The 20759-nt window shown below is 61.3% G+C and carries 16 protein-coding genes and 3 pseudogenes; 13 read left to right on the forward strand and 6 right to left on the reverse strand.

Annotated features, from left to right (window positions below; all coding sequences use genetic code 11):
- Window positions 1-48 precede the first annotated feature (48 nt).
- The 3 genes and pseudogenes from ACF2JD_RS01450 (at window position 49) to ACF2JD_RS01460 (ending at window position 3977) form a co-directional block, all read left to right on the forward strand.
- Window positions 49-1716 (forward strand): annotated as a pseudogene (locus ACF2JD_RS01450) (LytS/YhcK type 5TM receptor domain-containing protein).
- Window positions 1713-2415, forward strand: a pseudogene (btsR, locus tag ACF2JD_RS01455) (two-component system response regulator BtsR). The pseudogenes ACF2JD_RS01450 and btsR overlap by 4 nt, the downstream one beginning before the upstream one ends.
- Window positions 2416-2555: 140 nt before the next feature.
- Window positions 2556-3977, forward strand: coding sequence for a carbon starvation CstA family protein (locus ACF2JD_RS01460; protein WP_106887196.1), 1422 nt, complete (start codon window positions 2556-2558; stop codon window positions 3975-3977).
- Between the two features lie 71 nt (window positions 3978-4048).
- Here ACF2JD_RS01460 and ACF2JD_RS01465 read toward each other — a convergent pair whose 3' ends face one another.
- A complete protein-coding gene (locus tag ACF2JD_RS01465) occupies window positions 4049-5632 on the reverse strand; it encodes a mechanosensitive ion channel domain-containing protein (RefSeq protein ID WP_440986609.1) in 1584 nt (527 codons plus the stop codon).
- Between the two features lie 213 nt (window positions 5633-5845).
- Between ACF2JD_RS01465 and ACF2JD_RS01470 the strand changes: the two genes are divergently transcribed.
- From ACF2JD_RS01470 to ACF2JD_RS01490, 5 genes and pseudogenes are all read left to right on the forward strand, one after another.
- Window positions 5846-6184: a DUF3302 domain-containing protein gene (locus ACF2JD_RS01470; protein ID WP_005337862.1), complete on the forward strand. Its 339-nt coding sequence runs from the start codon at window positions 5846-5848 to the stop codon at window positions 6182-6184.
- A gap of 3 nt (window positions 6185-6187) precedes the next feature.
- Window positions 6188-7221, forward strand: a pseudogene (locus ACF2JD_RS01475) (HlyD family secretion protein).
- 113 nt (window positions 7222-7334) lie between these two features.
- The gene (locus tag ACF2JD_RS01480) at window positions 7335-9095 is read left to right on the forward strand and encodes a DEAD/DEAH box helicase family protein (protein ID WP_440986610.1); all 1761 of its coding nucleotides are present in this window, start codon (window positions 7335-7337) and stop codon (window positions 9093-9095) included.
- A gap of 92 nt (window positions 9096-9187) precedes the next feature.
- Window positions 9188-10621, forward strand: a complete 1434-nt coding sequence (dacB, locus tag ACF2JD_RS01485) for a D-alanyl-D-alanine carboxypeptidase/D-alanyl-D-alanine endopeptidase (protein ID WP_234677589.1) — start codon at window positions 9188-9190, stop codon at window positions 10619-10621.
- A gap of 271 nt (window positions 10622-10892) precedes the next feature.
- Entirely contained in the window at window positions 10893-11150 is a 258-nt protein-coding gene (locus ACF2JD_RS01490; protein ID WP_413825261.1) for a GrxA family glutaredoxin, read from the forward strand.
- A 62-nt stretch (window positions 11151-11212) separates the two neighbouring features.
- Here ACF2JD_RS01490 and ACF2JD_RS01495 read toward each other — a convergent pair whose 3' ends face one another.
- A complete protein-coding gene (locus tag ACF2JD_RS01495) occupies window positions 11213-11422 on the reverse strand; it encodes a DUF1653 domain-containing protein (protein WP_182785702.1) in 210 nt (69 codons plus the stop codon).
- Window positions 11423-11781: 359 nt separating this feature from the next.
- Between ACF2JD_RS01495 and ACF2JD_RS01500 the strand changes: the two genes are divergently transcribed.
- Window positions 11782-12996 (forward strand): pyridoxal phosphate-dependent aminotransferase, encoded by a 1215-nt coding sequence (locus ACF2JD_RS01500; protein ID WP_106887201.1) that lies wholly within the window; start codon window positions 11782-11784, stop codon window positions 12994-12996.
- A gap of 52 nt (window positions 12997-13048) precedes the next feature.
- On the opposite strand, the gene ACF2JD_RS01505 is transcribed toward ACF2JD_RS01500, so the two are convergent.
- Together ACF2JD_RS01505 and fabV are read right to left on the reverse strand one after the other, a co-directional pair.
- Entirely contained in the window at window positions 13049-14524 is a 1476-nt protein-coding gene (locus ACF2JD_RS01505; protein WP_440986611.1) for a YfcC family protein, read from the reverse strand.
- A 161-nt stretch (window positions 14525-14685) separates the two neighbouring features.
- Window positions 14686-15879 carry an enoyl-ACP reductase FabV gene (fabV, locus tag ACF2JD_RS01510; protein WP_440986612.1) on the reverse strand — a complete coding sequence of 398 codons (1194 nt, stop codon included), beginning with the start codon at window positions 15877-15879 and terminating at the stop codon, window positions 14686-14688.
- 298 nt (window positions 15880-16177) lie between these two features.
- Between fabV and ACF2JD_RS01515 the strand changes: the two genes are divergently transcribed.
- Together ACF2JD_RS01515 and ACF2JD_RS01520 are read left to right on the forward strand one after the other, a co-directional pair.
- On the forward strand, window positions 16178-16633 hold the full coding sequence (locus ACF2JD_RS01515) for a DUF4124 domain-containing protein (RefSeq protein ID WP_392416356.1): 456 nt from the start codon (window positions 16178-16180) through the stop codon (window positions 16631-16633).
- 323 nt (window positions 16634-16956) lie between these two features.
- Entirely contained in the window at window positions 16957-18255 is a 1299-nt protein-coding gene (locus ACF2JD_RS01520) for a methyl-accepting chemotaxis protein (RefSeq protein ID WP_394293348.1), read from the forward strand.
- A gap of 79 nt (window positions 18256-18334) precedes the next feature.
- Here the strand turns inward: ACF2JD_RS01520 and ACF2JD_RS01525 are convergent, their stop codons facing one another.
- Both ACF2JD_RS01525 and ACF2JD_RS01530 read right to left on the reverse strand, forming a co-directional pair.
- Window positions 18335-18532: a hypothetical protein gene (locus ACF2JD_RS01525; protein ID WP_408817026.1), complete on the reverse strand. Its 198-nt coding sequence runs from the start codon at window positions 18530-18532 to the stop codon at window positions 18335-18337.
- Window positions 18533-18593: 61 nt separating this feature from the next.
- A complete protein-coding gene (locus tag ACF2JD_RS01530) occupies window positions 18594-19490 on the reverse strand; it encodes an EamA family transporter (protein ID WP_440986613.1) in 897 nt (298 codons plus the stop codon).
- A gap of 111 nt (window positions 19491-19601) precedes the next feature.
- On the opposite strand from ACF2JD_RS01530, the gene rsxA reads away from it, so the two are divergent.
- Together rsxA and rsxB are read left to right on the forward strand one after the other, a co-directional pair.
- The gene (gene rsxA / locus ACF2JD_RS01535) at window positions 19602-20183 is read left to right on the forward strand and encodes an electron transport complex subunit RsxA (protein ID WP_106887207.1); all 582 of its coding nucleotides are present in this window, start codon (window positions 19602-19604) and stop codon (window positions 20181-20183) included.
- 4 nt (window positions 20184-20187) lie between these two features.
- Window positions 20188-20754 carry an electron transport complex subunit RsxB gene (gene rsxB / locus ACF2JD_RS01540; protein WP_106887208.1) on the forward strand — a complete coding sequence of 189 codons (567 nt, stop codon included), beginning with the start codon at window positions 20188-20190 and terminating at the stop codon, window positions 20752-20754.
- Window positions 20755-20759 lie beyond the last annotated feature (5 nt).

Raw genomic sequence — 20759 nt, forward strand, 5'->3', positions numbered from 1 at the left:
TTCACGGGCTGAATATTTTTTCAGCTGGCTTATGAGGAAGCGTTTTTTATGCAGTTGGTCCTCTCCTTGCTGCAACAGATGAGCGTCAGCCTGGTGATCGCCTATCTCTTCTCGAAAAGCCCGCTGCTGCGCCCGCTTGCCAACTATTCCGTGAGACTACCTCACAAGATACTGATATACATCATCTTTTCCAGCTTTTGCATCCTCGGCACCTATGTGGGCCTCGATATCGATGATGCCATCGCCAACACCCGGGCGGTCGGCGCCGTGCTGGGGGGCTATTGGGGGGGCCGCTGGTGGGCTTTCTGGTGGGGCTGACCGGCGGCCTGCACCGCTATACGCTGGGGGGATTTACCGATCTCGCCTGCGCCATCTCCACCACCTGCGAGGGGTTGCTCGGGGGCATAGTGCACTGGCGGCTGATGCGCTCGGGGCGAACGGATGCCCTGTTTGAACCACGCATCGCCTTCTTTACCACCCTCTATGCCGAGATCATGCAGATGGTGATCATCCTGCTGGTGGCGACCCCGTTCGACAAATCCCTGCTGCTGGTGCGCACCATCGCCACCCCCATGATCCTGGCCAACTCCTGCGGCGCGGCGCTCTTTATCAGCATGATCCGCGACCAGCAGCGGATGTATGAGAAGTTCTCCCGGGTCTTCTCCGCCAAGGCGCTCAATATCGCCAACCGCACAGTGGGGATCATGAGTCAGGGCTTTACCCCGGAGGCGAGCAACAAGATTGCCCGCATCATTCAGGAGGAGACCGGCGTGGGGGCGGTCGCCATCACGGACACCGAGCAGATCCTCGCCTTTATCGGCACCGGCGAAGATCACCATCTGCCGGGCACCCCCATTGCGTCAGCCATCACCATGCAGGCCATTGCCCAGAACAAGGTGCTGTTTGCCGATGGCAACAGCCAGCCCTATCGCTGCAGCCTCTCCCCGCATGCCAGCTGGGTTCGGTGCTGGTGATCCCGCTGCAGGGGGACAAAGGAGTGATCGGCACCATCAAGCTCTACGAGCCGAAGAAGCGGCTGTCTTCTCAAGATCAACCACACCCTGGGGAAGGGATTGCCAACCTGCTGTCACAGCAGTTGCTGGCCGGTCGGCTGGAGCAGCATCAGCGGCTGCTGGTGCAGTCCGAACTCAAGCTGATCCAGGCCCAGATCAACCCCCACTTTCTGTTCAACACCCTCAACACCATCAGTGCCATCACCCGGCGCGATCCGGACAAGGCGCAGACCTGCTGCTGCACCTCTCGCTGTTCTTTCGCAAGAACCTCAAGCGCCAGAGCGGCCTTGCGACCCTGCAGGAGGAGCAGGAGCACTGCCAATCCTATCTGGAGATCGAGCTGGCCCGCTTTGGCGATCGGCTGACGGTGATAAACGAGATCCCGCCCCATCTGGCCACACTGCGACTGCCCAGCTTCACCCTGCAACCGCTGATCGAGAATGCCATCAAGCACGGCATCTCGACCCTGCTGGAGCAGGGGCGCATTCGCCTCTGGACCGATGAGCATCCCACCAGCGTCACCATCCACGTGGAAGATAATGCAGGCACCTGGCAAGCGCACCCCGCTGGCGACGGTCTTGGCATGACCATTGTCGATCGGCGACTGAAAAGCGCCTTTGGCGAGCGCTATGGCGTGACCATTGCCTGCGAGCCTGAGCAGTGGACCCGGGTGTCGTTCACCATCCCCAAGGAGCAACCATGATCCGCACCCTGATTGTCGATGACGAACACTACGCCCGCGAAGAGCTGAGGCTGCAGCTGGCCTGCGATCCCGCCATCGAGAGTGGGGGAAGCGGCCAACGCCATCGAGGCGCTGCCGCTTATTCAGCGCCTCAAGCCCGATGTGGTGTTCCTCGATATCCAGATGCCCAAGCTGAGCGGTATGGAGCTGGTCGCCATGCTCGACCCCCTGCCCCGCATCGTCTTTGTCACCGCCTTTGACGAATATGCCATTCAGGCCTTCGAAGAGAACGCCTTCGACTACCTGCTCAAGCCGGTGGAGCCCGCCCGGCTGGCCAAGACCCTCGCTCGCCTCAAGCAGGATATCTCCCCGCAGCCCATCGAGCGGCTGGCCCCCACCATCGAACACATTCCGGGCTATCTGCACAATCGGGTCAGGCTGCTGCCCATCGCGCAGGTGGAATATGCCTTCTCCGATCTGGGCGGGGTCCATGTGGCCTGTCAGGGCGAGCTGTTCCACACCCAGCTCACCCTCAAATCGCTGGAAGAAAAGAGCCCGCTGCTGCGCTGTCACCGCCAGTATCTGGTCTCCCCCAACGCCATCTTCGAGATCCGGCTGCTGGATAACCAGCTGGCAGAGATTGTCACCCCGAGCGGCGCCCGGGTGCCGGTCAGTCGTCGCTATCTCAAGGAGCTCAAAGATCAACTGGGGCTGGACTGAGCCGCGGAGTGTGCGCCTGATCACAGCCGCCGACCGCTCGGCGCGCCAAAGCGCCGCTCGGGGAGTTTCACCTGCCAGCCAGGCGCCACCGTTTTAGACTGACCGCGCACACCATAAAATAACAATGCTGGAGCGTAACAATGATCTGGTTCTTCCTCTGTGTCGGCCTGCTGGTAGCGGGCTACTTCATCTACGGCAAATTCGTCGAACGCATATTCGGCCCCAAACCCGAGCTGGCCACCCCCGCCATCACCATGGCCGACGGAGTGGACTATGTCCCCATGTCGGACAAGAAGGTCTACCTGGTTCAACTGCTCAACATCGCCGGCGTCGGCCCCATCTTCGGCCCCATACTCGGTGCCCTCTACGGCCCGGTCGCCATGCTCTGGATAGTGTTCGGCTGCATCTTCGCCGGCGCGGTTCACGACTACTTCTCCGGCATGCTGTCGGTGCGCGCCAAGGGGGCCTCTGTACCGACCGTGGTCGGTGAGCACCTCGGCACCGCCGCCAAGCACTTCATGAACCTGTTCGCCGTGGTGCTCTTGATGCTGGTGGGCGTGGTCTTCGTGCTGAGCCCGGCGGGCCTGCTCGCCAACCTCACCTCCACCGATCTGGTCTACTGGATAGTGGCGATCTTTGCCTACTACATCCTCGCCACCATAGTCCCCATCGACAAGATCATCGGCCGCTTCTATCCCATCTTCGGCGCCCTGCTGGTGTTCATGTCGGTCGGCCTCATCATAGGCCTCATCGTCTCCGGCAAAGGCTTCTACAACACAGGGATGGATTTCTCCAACCTGCACCCGACCGAGCTGCCGCTCTGGCCGCTCTTGTTCATCACCATCGCCTGTGGCGCGGTATCGGGCTTCCACGCCACCCAGTCACCGCTGATGGCGCGCTGCATGCAGAACGAGAAGTCCGGTCGCTTCATCTTCTACGGCGCCATGATAGGGGAAGGGATCATCGCCCTCATCTGGTGCACCCTGGGTCTCTCTTTCTACGACAGCACCGAAGCGCTCAACGCCACCATGGCCAACGGCGGCCCGGCGGCCGTGGTACACGAGGTCTCCACCAGCCTGCTCGGCACAGTGGGCGGCATTCTGGCCATCCTGGGCGTGGTGATCCTGCCCATCACCTCAGGTGACACCGCGTTTCGCAGCGCCCGCCTCATAGTGGCGGACTTCCTGAAGATGACCCAGAAGCCGCTGGTCAAGCGCCTGCTCATCGCCATCCCCATGTTCATCCTCGGTTTCATCATCTCCAAGGCCGAGTTTGGGGTGATCTGGCGCTACTTCGGCTGGGCCAACCAGACCACGGCCGTCATCATGCTGTGGGCCGCCGCCGCCTACCTCATCAAGGAGGGCAAGCTGCACTGGATCTGCACCATACCCGCCATCTTCATGACAGCCGTGGTCATCACCTACCTGGCCAACGCTCCCATCGGCTTCGGGCTGGCGATGAACGTCTCCACCATCATAGGTCTGGTGAGTACCGCCCTCATCACCCTGGCCTTCCTGGTGAAGTTCAGACCCTCCCAGCTAAGGGAAGCCAAGGAGAGCTGAGTCCAGAGACTGTGTTTTCCCCATGACAAGAGGCCCGGCATTGCTGCCGGGCCTCTTCATTTTCCAGGGGTTCACTCCTTGGCGGGCGTCCCGGGCGCCTCGGCGGGCGCCTGATACCAGTGCTCCCTGGCCACCAGCACCGCCTGCTCCGGCTGGGCGATGAAGTTGGGGGACATGATCTGCACACCGAACTCGTTGAACACATCCTGGATGTGGCCGTGGAGCTCGGTCTTGACCACGGCGGGGAGCAAGTCCGCCTTCATCCGTACCTGCAACTCGTATTCCACATACCAGTCCTGCAGATTGAGCTGACGCACCAGGGGCGGCTCGGTCTGATTGAGCATGGTGCAGCGCCGGGCCGCCAGTTCCAGCATGGCGTGCACCTGACGCCAGGGCGCATCGTAGCCGATCGTCACCTTGGTCAGCAGTGCGACCCCCTTCTCCCCCGCCAGCCGCGTCAGGTTCACCACCTTGCCCCCCACCACCACGGCATTGGGCAGGGTCACCTCGTGATCCTGGCGTGTCACCAGCTTGGTGGAGAGAGCATTGAGCTCGCTCACCATCCCCTCCACCTCGCCAATCTGCACCAGATCGCCTGGCCGCAGGGCGCGGGAGTAGATGAGCACCAGGCCGCTCATGGCATGGTTCATGATGCCCGCCGACCCCAGGGTCACCATGAGGCCGAAGAAGACGCTGATCCCCTTGAAGGCGTCGGAGTCGGCACCGGGCAGATAGGGGTAGGCCACGGTCAGGGCAAACAGCCAGATCACCACCGAGAGCAGCCGCCGGGTCGCGCCTATGGTCTCGGCATGCAGCCCCTGCACGCGAAACTGCCCCCGCTCGATGCGATCGAAGAGAATGGCCAGCATACGGATGAAGAAGCGGGTGATGATGACGATCAGCATCACTGTCACCAGGCCCGGCATGGCCGCAATCATGCCCTCCAGCATGTCGCCGCACAGGGCAAACAGGGAGTCTCCCAGCCGCTCGCTCCAGGCCCGGGTCTGGGGGAAGAGACCAAGCACATAGGTGAGCCAGCCATAGGTGAGCATGAAGATCAGCAACAGGGTCAGCAGGCCGAGCAGGCGGACCTCCACGTTGCCCGCTACCTGGCGCCACTGATGGGGGATCAATCCCTTCTGCAGCAGGAGGCGATTGGCGAGCCACTTCCTGACTCGTCTATGACCCCATTGCAGAGACCAGATAAGACCAAAGAAGAACAGGCTGGACAAGAGCGCCAAGCCGCCAGCCTTGACCAGATAGGGGGTGGAGTGCAACTCGAGGTATTTGAGCCGTACCTTGTCGAGCCGCTGCCGGACACGCTCGCTCGCCTGATCCAGCGTCAGCTCGTCGAGGGCTTCCAGATCCCCCTCCACCAGCACCAGGATCCGCTTGCCGTTGACCAGGAACTCCCGGCTGTCCTGACCGAAGCGCCTGGCGCTCACCACGGCCACCGGCTGTTCAAGATCGGAGGCCTGCATCTGCTTGAGCCGCTCCTGCACCAGCCGGACCCTGCCCGCCCCATCCAGACTGCCAAACTTGGCCTGGAGCATGACGATGGGTTCATGGAGCAGCACCAGGGTCTGTGCCTTCTCCTGCACGGTCGGCTCCAGCCGGGGTTCGGCGGCCCATGCTGCCGTGACCTGGGCTAGCATGAGCAGCAGCCCCAACCAGAGGTTCAGGCGCCTGATGGCGCCTTTTTTAATGACAAAAAGACTAATAAAACAACTGTTGAATGGCTTCAGCTTCAATACAGCGAATAGCTTTAAGATTCCGGGCGAACTGACGATAAATGTGTGATTCTTAATTGCTTTAGTGCTTGTTGGAACCAATGATTAAGCTGTGCGTCATGCCAGCGGAGGTTATAAATGGCCCTTGATTATTTTGCACTTGGTCTGCTCGTCTTTGTCGGGCTGGTCATTTTTTATGGAGTCATCGTTATCCACGATATTCCTTACGAGATTGCCAAACATCGTAATCACCCTCATCAGGATGCCATTCACGTGGCAGGTTGGGTCAGCCTGTTTACCCTGCATGTGCTGTGGCCCTTCCTCTGGATCTGGGCAACCATCTATCGCCCCGATCGCGGCTGGGGCTTTAGCCAGCGGCTGCAAAAAGATGAAGAGGAGCTGGCGGCCCTCAAGCAGGAGTTGGCGGATCTGAAGAGCCGTATCAACACTATCGAACAGAGTGAGCAACAGGGATAAACCATGGACCTGCTACTGATCCTGACCTATACGGCGCTCTGTGTAGCCATATTCAAAATCTTCCGCATCCCGCTCAACAAGTGGACTGTACCGACCGCAGCACTGGGTGGCGTCTGCTCATCGGCACCCTCATCATGCTGATGAACTACAACCACCCCTACTGCCGAGATGGCGCGCAATTACTACGTCTCCACCCCTGTCGTTCCGCTGGTGAAGGGACGAGTGACCGAGGTCCCGGTGCAAGCCCAACCAGCCGGTGAAAAAGGCGACGTGCTGTTTCGATCGATGACGAGCCGTTCGCCTGAAAGTCAACAGCCTCACCGCACCGTCTCACCGCCGCGAGCACCTCAAATCCATCAGCGCCAGACTCCGCTCCGCCAGTGCTGGACCGGGATCGCGCCAAAGACCTGATGCGCCGTGGCGTCGGCAAACAGCGCGATCTGGACGTGACGCAGGCCAACGTGGACGATATCGTGGCCCAGATTGACCAGCAGAAAGCCACCCTGAACGATCTGCAGGCCCAACTGATGGAAGCCAAGTACCAGCAGTCCCAAACCGTGGTCTATGCCCCGAGCGATGGTCATGTGGTGCAAATGGCCCTGCGCCCCGGCATGGTGGCCACTCCCTACCTGTATCGCCCCGTGATGACCTTCGTTCACAAGGACGAGAACTTCTATGTGGGCTGGTTCTGGCAGAACAGCATGCAACGCCTCAAGGCGGGTGACGAAGCGGAAGTGGTCATCGATGGTGCCCCAGGCCGTATCTTCAAGGGCAAGGTCGAGGCCATCATCCCGGCCATAGCGTCCGGCAACGTGCAAGCCAACGCCCCCTTGGTGGATCAGAGCTCGGCGCAGCAACCGGGTCGCCTGCCGGTGCTCATCCGCATCACGGATCCAGACTGGGCCCAGTATCAGGTGATCGCGGGCTCCAGCGGTCAGGCCGCCATCTACACCGACCACATGCACCATGTGGCCATCATGCGCAAGATCCTGCTGCGCATGGGCAGCTGGCTCAACTACCTGTTCCCCTTCCACTAAGCACCTTGGTGGTACCTGCGGGCCGGCATCATGCCGGCCCGCTGTTTTTGTGGCCCCAAGATCCCTATAATGGCGCCATCCTGCGCCGCACCATGCTCACACGCCACGCCCCCATGTTCGTTCTCAGACCCTATCAAACCGACGCCGTCAACGCCGTGATCAGCCACTTTCGCAAGCACCCGGATCCCGCCGTGGTGGTGCTGCCCACCGGGGCAGGCAAGAGTCTGGTGATCGCCGAACTGGCCCGCAAGGCCCGTGGCCGGGTGCTGGTGCTGGCCCACGTCAAGGAGCTGGTGGAGCAGAACCACGCCAAGTACGAGGCCTGGGGACTCAAGGCCGACATCTTCGCCGCCGGATTGGCCCGCAAGGAGGCGAGCGCCCAGGTGGTGTTCGGCTCGGTGCAGTCGGTGGCCCGCAACCTGACCGCGTTTGATGGGGCGTTTTCCCTGCTCATCATCGACGAGTGCCACAGAATCTCGCTCGATGACGACAGCCAGTACCATCAGGTGATCGACCATCTCAAGGGGGCCAATCCGGCCCTCAAGATCCTGGGGCTCACCGCCACCCCGTACCGGATGGGGCTGGGCTGGATCTACCGGCGCCACTACCACGGCATGGTGAAGAGCCACGGCGAGCGGCTCTTTGGCGACTGCGTGTTCGAGTTGCCCCTGCGCTTCATGGTCAAAAACGGCTACCTGACGCCGCCACGCATGATAGACGCCCCCATAGTCCACTACGACTTCAGCAAGCTGGTGCCGAGGGAGAACGGCCTCTTCAGCGAGGCGGACCTCAACGGCGAGCTCAAGCGCCAGCAGCGGGTCACCCCCCATATCCTGAGTCAGGTGTTAGAGTATGCCGCCGAGCGGCAAGGGGTGATGATCTTCGCCGCCACCGTCGAGCACGCCCGGGAAATTCAGGGGCTGCTGCTCGCCAAATCCCAGACGGCTGCCCTCGTCACCGGCGAAACCCCGGGGCCGGAGCGCGATGCCCTGATCCATGCCTTCAAGGAGCGGGAGATCAAGTTTCTGGTCAACGTGGCGGTGCTCACCACCGGCTTCGATGCCCCCCACGTGGATCTCATCGTGATGCTGCGCCCCACCGAGTCGGTGTCGCTCTATCAGCAGATCGTCGGGCGCGGCCTGCGCCTGTCGCCGGGCAAGACAGATTGTCTGGTGCTCGACTATGCAGGCAACAACTTCAACCTGTTTGCCCCCGAAGTGGGAGAGCCAAGACCCCACGCCGGCACAGAGCCGGTACAGGTCCCCTGCCCCGCCTGCGGCTTTGCCAACACCTTCTGGGGCAAGACAGACGAGGAGGGCAAGGTGGTCGAGCACTACGGCCGCCGCTGCCAGGGGCTGTTTGAAGATGACGAGGGCCACCGCGAGGAGTGCGACTACCGCTTTCGCGCCAAGATCTGTCCCGCCTGCGGCGCCGAAAACGACATCGCCGCCCGCCGCTGCCAGAGCTGCGACCAGTTGCTGGTGGATCCCGACGACAAGCTCAAGGAAGCCCTCAATCTCAAGGACTGCATGGTCATTCGCTGCGCGGGGCTGACCCTCACCGCAGGGCGCGGCAAACAGGGGGAGCGGCTGGAGGTGACCTACCACGATGAGGACGGTCTCACCCTGACGGAGTACTTCGCCTTTCACACCAGCGGTGCGCGGCGCTTGTTTCAACAACGCTTTGTGCGTCATCATTGGCCCGCCCCGGGCCTGGAGCCCGAATTCACCACTCTGGCGAGCGTGCTGGCTGCGCAAAGCCAGTTCCGTCACCCGGATTTCGTCATCGCACGCAAGTCGGGGCGTTTCTGGCAGGTGAAGGAGAAAATTTTTGATTATGAAGGGCGGTACCGCACTGCCAACGCCTTTGCCTAGCCACGCCGTCTGGCGGGCAAATGACAGTCACCAGGTTTGATTATCAGGGGCGCATCGCACTGCCGGCGCCCTTCGTTCAGTTAGAGGATCTTATGCAGCGGTTGTTGATTGGTTTTTGTGCTCTCTTTTCCCTGGTGGCCCAGGCCACCCCGCTGACCCCGCCCAAGGGGGGCCAGTACGCCGTCATAGTCCAGGGCAACAGCGGGGTGGAATTTGCCCGTCACGCCGACGACATGATAGCCCCCGCCTCCACCATGAAGGTGCTGACCGCCCTGGCCGCCCGCCTCGAGCTCGGCGCCGACTTCCGTTTCGCCACCGAGATCCAGGCCCAGGCTGGCGCCAGACAAGGCAACACCATCAATGGCGACATCTGGATCAACTTCGTCGGCGACCCCACACTGTCGCGGATGGATCTGGTGGCCCTGTTCAAGCAGCTAGGGGTCACCCGCATCCAGGGCAATGTCTACGTCAACACCGGCGCCTACAACGGCTATGAGCGCGGCAACGGCTGGTCCTGGGGGGATCAGACCCTCTGCTTCGCAGCCCCCGTCTCCGCCGTCATCATCGACAAGAACTGCGCCTACGGCACCATCACCGCCACCCAGATTGGCAGGCCTGCGGTGGGCAACGTCGCCACCGGCGTCCCTATCGGCATAGGTGCCGACAACGTGGAGGTGATGAGCTATGGCGACATGGCGCGTCAGTTCTGCGCCCTGGAAGTGGACATGGCCAAGGGCAACTTCTACGAACTCAAGGGCTGCATCACCCCGAACAAGGAGCCGCAGGGCCTGCGCTTTGCTATCCACGACGTGGAAGCCTGGGGCTGGGACAACATCCGCTGGGCCATGAACCGCGCCGGGATCAGCCACGATGGTCTGCTGCGGGTCACCCATCAGGCTCCGGTGAGCGCCGATACCCTGGCCACCCACTACTCGGTCTCCCTGCCGGTGATGCTCTCCAAGATGCTGAAGAAATCTGACAACCTCTACGCCGACACCTTCCTCAAAACCGTGGGTCGTCACTACTACAACAAGCCGGGCAGCTATCGCAGCGGCACCATGGCGGTGCGCGCCATCCTGACCAAGCACGGCATAGATCTGGGCAACGCCACCCTGGCCGACGGCTCCGGCCTCTCCGCTCACAACCTCATCAGCGCACGCCAGATGCTGTCGGTGCTGAACTTCATCCAGAAGAACGACGCCGAGCTCGACTTCATCAAGCTGCTGCCGAGTTCCCAGGTGGACGGCACCCTGGCCTGGCGACGCAGCGTCACCGCCCCCATGATGAAGAACAAGGTGCACGCCAAGACGGGCACCATCACCGGCACCTCCAACCTGGCCGGCTTTATCGACACCGCCGGTGGCCAGCGCAAGGCCTTCGTGATGTTCCAGCGCGGCCTCTCCCAGGATCCGGCGACCCACGAGCGCTACCGCGCCAGCAAGGCCGCCTGGCCCTGGACGGTGTTCGAGAAGGGGGTGCTGGAGAGCATCTATCAGCAGCAACCCATCCAGATTGCCGAGCAGTAAGGCAGGCTTGAGTGGAGTGGAGCGGAACGGATCGCTCGGCAGCCACGAATCCTGAGTGCCAAGCAGTAAGGCTGGCTTGAGTGGAGCGCATCGCTCAGCAGCCACGAATCCAGAGTGCCGCCCAAGGTGCCGACCTCTGTGTCGGCACCTGGCGGGGTGCAATCGAGCACGGCGAATGCGCGTATCGGTATTTTCAGCTTTGACTGGCCCAAAGCCGAGGCTATGCTGTCGCCAGCCTCGTCTCAACGGCCTTATCTAACGGAGAGAAAAGATGTTTGTAGAAATTTTTGGTCGCCCGGGTTGCCCCTATTGCGTTCGTGCCAAGCAGATTGCCGAGCAACTGACCGGGGAGCGCGATGACTTCGAATTCCGCTATGTGGATATCAACGTCGCCGGGCTCACCAAGGACGATCTGGCCGCCAAGGCGGGCAAGCCCGTCACCACAGTGCCGCAGATCTTCCTGGACGAGCAGCACATCGGTGGCTGCACCGATTTTGAGGCCTATGCCAGAGCCAATCTGGGCCTGTAAGCCCGATACCCATATGAAAAAGGCGCCTGGTGCGCCTTTTCTTATGGACCTTGATCACCCCCTCATGCCACAGGTGTGAAGCGGCTCACCACCTGCCCCTGATGCTCAATCCACTCCATGAACATGGCAACCGGGCGGGCATAGACCTGTGCATCCTGCTCGGATTGGTAGACAACCAGCTGTTCCTGGGTTTCGGTGTGCAGGGCCAGGGCGAGCACTTGATAGTAACCCCCCTTGAAGTGGCGGTAGCGACCGGTGGCGGGTGCGTGCATGAAGATCCTCGATGACAGGATGAAAGGACGCCCTGAGCTGCGCGCGCCCTTGGCCGGCAGCAGGGGTGGGAGCAGATTTTTACCCCAGCCAATCGTGCCAGATGGGGTGGATAATTCAATACACTCTTGCTGCTTTATGAACCTCCCCCTCATCTTTCACTAGTCTCTCGCGAGACAGGCAAACGATCCTGCTGAATTTAACAGACTGGCAACCCTGTTTCAGGGGTAAATATCAGGGATTTATTCCATAAATTAGATTGTTCTAGCATTCAATTCTGTGAAGAATAGGGGTAGAGAAATTTGATACTAAAAAAAGCTTTTCTGCCAACGCGCCCCCAGGGGAAGGAATCACGCTCACCATGTTCACTATCGACAAGTCGCACAAGCTCGACGATGTCTGCTATGACATTCGCGGCCCGGTGCATAAAGAGGCCCGCCGTCTCGAGGACGAAGGCCACCGTATCATCAAGCTCAACATCGGCAACCCGGCCCCGTTCGGTTTCGATGCGCCGGAAGAGATCATCAAGGATGTGATCCTCAACATGCCCCAGAGCCAGGGCTACTGCGACTCCAAGGGGCTCTTCTCGGCCCGCAAGGCGGTGATGCAGTACTACCAGCAAAAGGGCATGCGCAAGGTCGACATCGACGACATCTACATCGGCAATGGCGCCAGCGAGCTCATCGTGATGGCCATGCAGGCGCTGCTCAACAACGGCGACGAGATGCTGGTGCCCTCCCCCGACTACCCGCTCTGGACCGCCGCCGTCACCCTCTCCGGTGGTCATGCGGTGCACTACCGCTGCGATGAAGGGGCCGACTGGCATCCGGATCTGGACGACATCCGCGCCCGCATCACCCCGCGCACCCGCGGCCTGGTGCTGATCAACCCGAACAACCCGACCGGCGCCGTCTATGGCAGCGAATTCCAGCTGGAGCTGATCGAGATCGCCCGCCAGCACAACCTCATCATCTTCGCCGACGAGATCTACGACAAGATCCTCTACGACGACATCTCCCACACCAGCGTCTGCACCCAGTGTGACGATGTGATGGTGGTGACCTTCAACGGCCTCTCCAAGGCCTACCGCGCCTGCGGCTTCCGTCAGGGCTGGATGGTCATCACCGGGCCCAAGGGCCGTGCCAGGGGCTACATCGAAGGGCTGGAGATGCTGGCCTCCATGCGGCTCTGTGCCAACGTGCCCATGCAGCACGCCATCCAGACTGCGCTGGGTGGCTATCAGAGCATCAACGAGCTGATCCTGCCGGGTGGCCGCCTGCGCCGCCAGCGGGACAAGGCGTGGGAGCTATTGAACGAGATCCCCGGCGTCTCCTGCGTCAAGCCAAAGGGGGCGCTTTACATGTTCCCGCGCCTCGACCCCAAGGTGTACGACATTCGCGACGACCAGAAGATGGTGTTCGACCTGCTGCAGCAAGAGAAGCTCTTGCTGGTGCAGGGCACCGGCTTCAACTGGCCGGCACCGGATCACTTCCGGCTGGTGTTCCTGCCCCGGGAAGAGGAGCTGGAAGAGGCCATAGGCCGTCTCGCCCGCTTCCTCAAGGGCTACAAGCAGTAAGCAGGCTCATGAAAAAGGCTCCCTCGGGAGCCTTTTTGCTGTCTGTCGTTTTTCAGCCGTGGAGCAGGGTACCGGCCACCAGCACCGCCATGGTGATGAGGGCCACGCCGATGATGAAGGGCAGCACCCAGCGCACGAAGCGATTGTAGGGGATCCTGGCGAGCGCCAGACCCGCCACCAGATGGGCGGCGGTGGGAGCGAACAGGTTGATCCAGCCGGAGGCGGACTGATAGGCGGTGATCACCAGATCCCGCGAAATGCCGGAGAAGTCCGCCAGCGGCCCCATCAGCGGCATGGAGACGGTTGCCAGCCCCGAGGTGGAGGGGATGAAGAAGCTCAGGATGATGTGCACCAGATAGGCCATCAGGATGAAGACCGACGAGGAGAGTCCGGTCACCAGTCCTTCGGCCCAGTGCAATATGGTGTCTATGATGACACCCTGCTCCATCACCACATAGATGCCGCGCGCCACCGCCACTACCAGCGCCACCCCGATGAGATCCCGAGCCCCGTTGAGGAAGGTCGCCACATAGTTGGATTCGGGCATCCGGTTGATGATCGCAATCAGGATGGAGGCGCTGAAGAAGAGGGTGGATAGCTCGTCGAACCACCAGCCAAAGGTGGGCAGCAGATCTATCCCCAGATCCACCCAGGGCACCACCGCATAGATCATCAGCAGGAAGGTGCCGAAGAACACCAGCATGGTGAGCTTCTGCTTGCCGCTGAAGGCAAGATTGCCGCTCTTCATCTGGGAGAATTCGTCGTCATAGACGATGTCGGCCAGCACGGAGCGGGATTTGTCCTGCTGCACCTGCTTGGCGTAGCGCATCACGAACCAGGAGGCGAAGATCACCAACAGCAGCCACTGGATGACCCTAAGACCAATCCCCTCCCCGATGGGAATGCCGGCAAAACCGGAGGCGATGCCGGTGGCAAAGGGGTTGACGGTGGAGGCGAGCACCCCGACCCCGGAGCCGAGCAGGATGATCCCCGCCGCCACCATGCGATCGAAGCCCGCCGCCATCATGACCGGCACTATGAGCGCCCAGAAAGCCACCGTCTCCTCGGCCATGCCGAAGGTGGATCCACCGAGGGCAAAGAGCGCGATCAGCACCGGGATCAGCAGCCGCTCGCGGCCGGCGAAGGCGCGCACGATTGCCCCGACCCCGGCATCGAGCGCCCCGCTCTGCATGGTCACCGCCAGAAAGCCGCCGATGATGAGCACGAAGAGCGCCACGTCGGCCGCCTTGTGGAAGCCCTGGATGGGGGCCTTGAGCACCTCGAACACCCCCTGGGGCCGGGAAGGCAGCTCGGTATAGCTGCCGGGCACAGGCAGCAATCGCTCATCGCCGCTGTAGTCGGCCACGGCCGCCGCCGCGACAGGCTGCTGGGTCTTGGCGGTCACATAGTTGTATTTGCCCGCCGGCAGCACCCAGGTGAGGGCCGCCATCAGGGCGATGATGATGAAAAGCAGGGTATAGACAGTGGGGAGCTGGCGCTTCTTGGGCACCTTGTTTGGAGTGGTCATGGCTTCCGTTCCTCGGCAATGCCGTCTGTGATCCGATCAGCGCAAGACTAGCGGGTTTGATAGTGAAAAAAGGTGATCGCGGATAATAAACCTGCGGCAACAGCTTGAATGAGCGGCAAAAAAACAGGGCCCCGCAGGGCCCTGTTGTCACGCTGTCAGGCTCAGAGCTCGACCACGTCGAAGGTCACATCCGGATTCACATCCGCATCGTAATCCACCTCGTCCAGACCGAAACCGAACAGGCGAAGGAACTCCTGCTTGTAGCCGGCGTAATCGGTGAGATCGGAGAGGTTCTCGGTGGTGATGGAGGGCCAGAGGTCGCGGCAGGTCTGCTGCACGTCTTCACGCAGCTCCCAGTCATCCATGCGGATGCGGGCCTGCTCGTCCAGCGCCATGTCGGAAGCATAGAGACGGGTGCGCAGCATGCGATCCACCTGCTCCATGCAGCCTTCGTGGATGCCCTTCTCCTTCATGATCTTGAAGGCCATGGAGATATAGAGCGGCATCACCGGAATGGCAGAGGAAGCCTGGGTCACCACGGATTTCAGCACGGCCACGTGGGCGGTGCCGCCCTTGGCAGCCAGATCGCCACGGATGGCGGTGGCGGCGCGGTCCAGATCTTCCTTGGCGCGGCCCAGGGTGCCATGCCAGTAGATGGGCCAGGTCAGGTCGGTGCCTATGTAGGAGTAAGCCACGGACTTGGCGCCGTCGGCCAGCACGCCCGCATCACGCAGGGCTCCCATCCACAGCTCCCAGTCCTGACCGCCCATCACGGTAATGGTGCTCTGGATCTCTTCCTCGTTCGCCGGCTCGACGGTGGCGGTGATGATCTGATCCTTGTTGGTGTCGATGGCGGTGGAGGTGTAGACCTCGCCGATGGGTTTGAGGGCAGAGCGCACCACTTCGCCGGTGTCCGGCATCTTGCGCACCGGGGAGGCCAGGGAGTAGACCACCAGATCGATTTGACCCAGATCCTGCTTGATGAGCTCGATCACCTTGGCGCGGCACTCGTGGGAGAAGGCATCGCCGTTGACGCTCTTGGCGTAGAGACCGGCCTCTTTGGCAGCCTTGTCGAAGGCGGCGGAGTTGTACCAGCCGGCGGAGCCCGTCTTGGTCTCGGTGCTCGGCTTTTCGAAGAAGACGCCAATGGTGGCGGCGCCGCTACCGAAGGCAGTGGCAATCCGGGAGGCCAGACCATAACCGGTGGAGGCGCCGATCACCAGTACCTTCTTGGGACCATTCTCGATGGTGCCCTTGGCCTGGGTGTAAGCAATCTGGCGACGAACATTGGCTTCACAACCGACCGGGTGAGTGGTGGTGCAGATAAAGCCGCGAACCTTGGGTTTGATAATCATAGGGGTCTCGGATCCGTTAAATGGATGAAATCGGGGCATAAGATACCTCATTGTGGCCCGCTATGGTGCTCTGATGTGTTGAACTGCGGGGAAAACCGGCCAAGATCCCGCCGTATGTCACCTCAATCCACACCCCATATGCCGATCGCCCGATCCCGGCGGGGGCACGAGGGAGCCCGGACGAGTGGCGACACGACAGGGGAAATGGCCGGCCCCATACTGGCGGCGTCGATAGTGGCTGATTGTCTGGTCAGGGCCTCTGTACTACTGTGCAAAGAGAGGATTCAAGGAGGAGTCTATGTCACCCGTGCTGATTATCACGCTTGGCTGTCTGGTTGCCGTCACAGCCCCGGCTGTCCGTGCCGATGTCTATCAATGTACCCGCAACGGCCAGGTCACCTTCAGCGACATCCCCTGCAGCAGTGACGCCAAGCCGCTGCCACTCAATATCTACACCCCCTCCCCCGAGGAGGTAGAGAGGGCCACCAGACAGACCCGGGAGATCGAAGAGAACCTAGCCAGCGGCCAGAAACAGCGCCAGATAGACGCGCTTCGCGCCGAGATGGAGACAAAGAAACAGCAGATGAACCGTGAGATAGCCGGTGACAACAACGAACAGAGGGCGACGACGACAGAGACGAGCGATCTAGAGGGCAGAGTACGCTCTCCCAGAAGGCAGGCCGTGGCGCGCCAATACCAGAACGAGATGGAGGCGCTGAACAAGAAGATAAACACCCTCCAGCAGTCAAAATAATCCCCTCCCCCTGCCCTGTGCACAGGCCCGTTTTTCACCGGATGGGCTCACTGCCCGCACTGTGACACCAAAAGGTAACACTGTCGTCAGTGCCAACAGGGTCACCCTCATGCCACTATCAGTGTCTGGCTGTTCGCCTCTATCCGGCCAGGAGCAATCTTCGTTAGAAACCTGATTGAGGGAGAAAAATTCATCAGGATTGAAATTAAATATTCAAAAAGTTGATTCGGAGTCGATGAAGCTTCATCAGGCAGCAATGCTATTGTTAATTCACTCAGATTACTGTCGGTCTGTCATTCAAGGGTCTCATGGAGGAGCTCCGTATGTTCTGGAATCACAAAGCAAGCAAGGAAGCGAGTGAACAGGTAGCGAAGATGGCGGAGCTGGGTGCTTTCGAGCAGGCCATCCAGTCCCAGGTGCCTTTCATCCTGTTTACCCCGGCGGGCATGGTCACCTTCGTCAACGACCTCTTCCTGAAGATCGTGGGCTTTCAACGTGAGGAGGTAATTGGCAAGCACCACAGTGCGCTCTGCTTCCCCGAGGACGTCAAGACCCGTGATTACGAGAGCCTGTGGCAGGATCTGCGCGGCGGCATCTCCCGCAACGGCCGCTTCATCCGCCAGTCGAAGTCGGGCAAGGCTATCTGGCTGGAGGCTACCTATTTCCCCATCATGATCGATGGCAAGGTGGCACGCGTCGCCAAGGTTGCCTCGGACGTGACCCAGCAGCAGTCCTCCCTGGAGCGCACCCAGGCCCTGCTGGCGGCGCTCGACAAGTCGCTGGCGGTGATCGATTTCCAGCCCGACGGCACCGTCATCACCGCCAACCAGAACTTCCTCCACTGCTTCGGTTACCGGCTGGAGGAGGTGGTCGGCAAACACCACCGCCAGTTCTGCGATCCGGAGTTCTACCAGAAAAACCCCAATTTCTGGCGCGATCTCGGCTCGGGGGACATCAAGTCCGGGCTCTTCATGCGCCTTGGCAACCGCGGGGAGAAGATCTGGCTGGAGGCGACCTACAACCCCATCTTCAACCACGAGGGCAAGGTGGTCAAAATCATCAAGCTGGCGAGCGACATCACTGAGCGGGTGGAAAAATCCATCTCCACCCGGGAGGCGGCCCAGAAGGCCTGCGCCATCGCCAGCGAAACCGTCGCCAGTGCCGCCAAGGGGCGCGAGGTGATCGACAAGGTGCTGGAGACCTCCTCCCACATCAACACCTCGGTCAACGAGGTGAGCAAGCAGATAGACCTGCTCAATCAGCAATCCAAGAGCATAGAGTCCATCATCTCCACCATCAGCGGCATCGCGGATCAGACCAACCTGCTGGCACTCAATGCCGCCATAGAGGCGGCCAGGGCCGGCGAGCAGGGCCGGGGGTTTGCGGTGGTCGCCGACGAGGTGAGGCAGCTTGCCGCCAGAACCTCGACCTCCACCAACGAGATCGTCTCCGTGATCAAGCACAACTCAGACATCACCTCCAAGATCACCCAGACCGTCTCCGTCGTCTCAGGCAAGGCGGTGGCGGGGCAGGATCAGGCCAACATCATCGCCGACGTCATCAAGGAGATCATCGAAGACGCCAACTCCGTCTCGGACACCGTCAAGAGTCTCTCCATCTGAGCCAGGAGTGCGCCATCCAATAACAACGCGGGGCCAGGCCCCGCGTTGTTTTTTGTCATCCAGGAGGCTTGAAGAGGCGTCAATCCTCCCCCTGCAGATAGCGCCTCGCCTCCTCGTCGGCCTGACCCAGGGCCAGCTCCCACAACTCGGCGATGCACAGCCCCTCCTCCCCCACCGCTGCTTCCTCCAGGGCCTCCAGGGCCCTGGCATCGGCCAGGGTAAAAGGGTGGTGGCTCAGCAAGGTCTTGGCCTCGGCCAGCAACTTCATATCGCTCATGGTGTGGCTCCTTCATGGCCAGCATAGGTCCCTGTCCAGACTGTAGCCGATCGGGGGGAAGTCAACTCTGGGCGGCGGCGCTGCGCACCCGGTGTTTGCCCCCGGGCAACTGACCAACCCCGATGCCGGCCAGCACGGCGGCGCAGGCAACCCATTGCAAGGAACCCAGCGTCTCCCCCAGCAGCAGATAGGCGAGCAGCAGGGTAAAGACTGGGATGAGGTTCACGTAGGCGGCCGCCAGGGTCACCTTCACCTGAGTCACCGACCAGTTGTAGAGCAGGTAAGCGCCGAGCGTCACGAAGGCACCGAGGAAGAGGATGACCCCCATGTCCTGCCAGTCCCAGTCCGCAGGCCAGGGGGCACTGAAGGCGAAGGGGGCGAAGAAGAGGGTGCCGACGAAGGCCTGCAGGGCGGTCAGGGTCATGACGCCGTAGCGGCTGGAGAGCTTCTTGAACACCACCGAATAGGTGGCGGCGCAGAGCATGGCCCCCATCTCCAGGCTGTTGCCGAGCAGGGCGTTGGAGGCGAACTCATCCGCCCCCTCGGCCAGCCCCAGCAGGGCGATGCCGCAGATGGCGATGGCAAAACCCAGCAGCTGGCGGCGGCTCACCCGCTCCCTCAGCAACACGAAAGCCACCAGGGCCACCATCAGGGGCAGCAGCGCACAGACCATGCCCGCCTGTCCGGCACTGGTGTAGCGCAGGGCGTTGACCTCCAGCAGGAAATAGAGACAGGGCTCCAGGGCGCCCATCAGGGCCAGCCAGCGCCAATCCCCCTTCTGGTAGCTGAACCGGCCAAGCTGGCGATAGCAAAGCAGCCAGCAGCAGGAGGCCACCAACATCCGCATGAAGAGCACCTGGCCGAAGGACCAGACCTCCAGCACATGTTTGAGGGCGATGAAGGAGCTGGACCAGAGCAGCATGGCCAGGGTGAGGGTCAGTATGGGTAGCGGGCGCACAATGCCTCCATGAATTGGGCCCCCGAATAATAACCATACGGCCTTGCGGTTGTCTAAAGGCACCTAACATCAGATAATACCGCCGCCTTCACACCGGAAAACCCATCGTCAATGACTGAGTACCTGCTTTTACTGGTCAGTACCGTGCTGATCAACAACTTCGTGCTGGTGAAGTTTCTCGGCCTATGCCCCTTCATGGGCGTCTCTGGCAAGCTGGAAACCGCCATCGGCATGGGACTGGCCACCACCTTCGTGATGACGCTCGCCAGCGCCTGCTCCTATCTGATGGAGCACTATATCCTGATCCCGCTGGACATCGCCTATCTGCGCACCCTGGGCTTCATCCTGGTGATCGCCGTGGTGGTGCAGTTCACCGAGATGGTGATCCGCAAGAGCAGCCCGACCCTCTATCGCCTGCTCGGCATCTTCCTGCCCCTCATCACCACCAACTGTGCCGTGCTGGGCGTCGCGCTGCTGAGCATCAACGAGCGCCACAACTTCATCCAGAGCATCATCTACGGCTTCGGGGCTGCCTGCGGTTTCTCGCTGGTGCTGATCCTGTTTGCCGCCATGCGTGAGCGTCTGGTGGCCGCCGACGTGCCCACCCCCTTTCGCGGCGTCTCCATCGCCATGGTCACCGCCGGCCTGATGTCGCTGGCCTTCATGGGCTTTACCGGCCTCATCAAGATATAGCGCTATGACTCACATACTCTTTGCCATTCTGGTGCTGGCCCTGCTGGCCCTCTCCTTCGGCATCATTCTGGGCTATGCCGCCGTCAAGTTTCATGTGCAGGCCGACCCCATAGTCGACCAGCTCGATGCCCTGTTGCCCCAGACCCAGTGCGGCCAGTGCGGCTACCCGGGCTGCAAGCCCTACGCCGAGGCGCTGGCCAACGGCGATCAGATCAACAAGTGCGTGCCCGGTGGCGATGCCACCATGCGCAAGATAGCGGATCTGATGGGGGTCGAGCCCCAGCCGCTGGACGGTGGCGACGAAGCAGCCGTCCCCGTCAAGAAGGTCGCCTTCATTCACGAAGACATGTGCATAGGTTGCACCAAGTGCATCCAGGCCTGCCCGGTCGATGCCATCCTGGGCGCCACCAAGGCGATGCATACCGTCATCGCGGCCGAGTGCACGGGGTGCGATCTCTGCGTCGACCCCTGCCCGACCGACTGTATCGAGATGATCCCGGTGCCGACCACGGTCGACAACTGGAAATGGGATCTGGCCAAGGTCGCCATTCCGGTCAAGATAGTGGAATAAACAGC

This window comes from Aeromonas ichthyocola (assembly GCF_046087985.1).
Classification (GTDB): Bacteria; Pseudomonadota; Gammaproteobacteria; order Enterobacterales; family Aeromonadaceae; genus Aeromonas; species Aeromonas rivipollensis.

Bases quoted from the DNA above. Each gene is read 5' to 3' on its own strand.
- ACF2JD_RS01460 (WP_106887196.1), top strand. From the start codon at position 2,556: ATGATCTGGTTCTTCCTCTGTGTCGGCCTGCTGGTAGCGGGCTACTTC.
- ACF2JD_RS01465 (WP_440986609.1), bottom strand. From the start codon at position 5,632: ATGCTAGCCCAGGTCACGGCAGCATGGGCCGCCGAACCCCGGCTGGAG.
- ACF2JD_RS01470 (WP_005337862.1), top strand. From the start codon at position 5,846: ATGGCCCTTGATTATTTTGCACTTGGTCTGCTCGTCTTTGTCGGGCTG.
- ACF2JD_RS01480 (WP_440986610.1), top strand. From the start codon at position 7,335: ATGTTCGTTCTCAGACCCTATCAAACCGACGCCGTCAACGCCGTGATC.
- dacB (WP_234677589.1), top strand. From the start codon at position 9,188: ATGCAGCGGTTGTTGATTGGTTTTTGTGCTCTCTTTTCCCTGGTGGCC.
- ACF2JD_RS01490 (WP_413825261.1), top strand. From the start codon at position 10,893: ATGTTTGTAGAAATTTTTGGTCGCCCGGGTTGCCCCTATTGCGTTCGT.
- ACF2JD_RS01495 (WP_182785702.1), bottom strand. From the start codon at position 11,422: ATGCACGCACCCGCCACCGGTCGCTACCGCCACTTCAAGGGGGGTTAC.
- ACF2JD_RS01500 (WP_106887201.1), top strand. From the start codon at position 11,782: ATGTTCACTATCGACAAGTCGCACAAGCTCGACGATGTCTGCTATGAC.
- ACF2JD_RS01505 (WP_440986611.1), bottom strand. From the start codon at position 14,524: ATGACCACTCCAAACAAGGTGCCCAAGAAGCGCCAGCTCCCCACTGTC.
- fabV (WP_440986612.1), bottom strand. From the start codon at position 15,879: ATGATTATCAAACCCAAGGTTCGCGGCTTTATCTGCACCACCACTCAC.
- ACF2JD_RS01515 (WP_392416356.1), top strand. From the start codon at position 16,178: ATGTCACCCGTGCTGATTATCACGCTTGGCTGTCTGGTTGCCGTCACA.
- ACF2JD_RS01520 (WP_394293348.1), top strand. From the start codon at position 16,957: ATGTTCTGGAATCACAAAGCAAGCAAGGAAGCGAGTGAACAGGTAGCG.
- ACF2JD_RS01525 (WP_408817026.1), bottom strand. From the start codon at position 18,532: ATGAGCGATATGAAGTTGCTGGCCGAGGCCAAGACCTTGCTGAGCCAC.
- rsxA (WP_106887207.1), top strand. From the start codon at position 19,602: ATGACTGAGTACCTGCTTTTACTGGTCAGTACCGTGCTGATCAACAAC.
- rsxB (WP_106887208.1), top strand. From the start codon at position 20,188: ATGACTCACATACTCTTTGCCATTCTGGTGCTGGCCCTGCTGGCCCTC.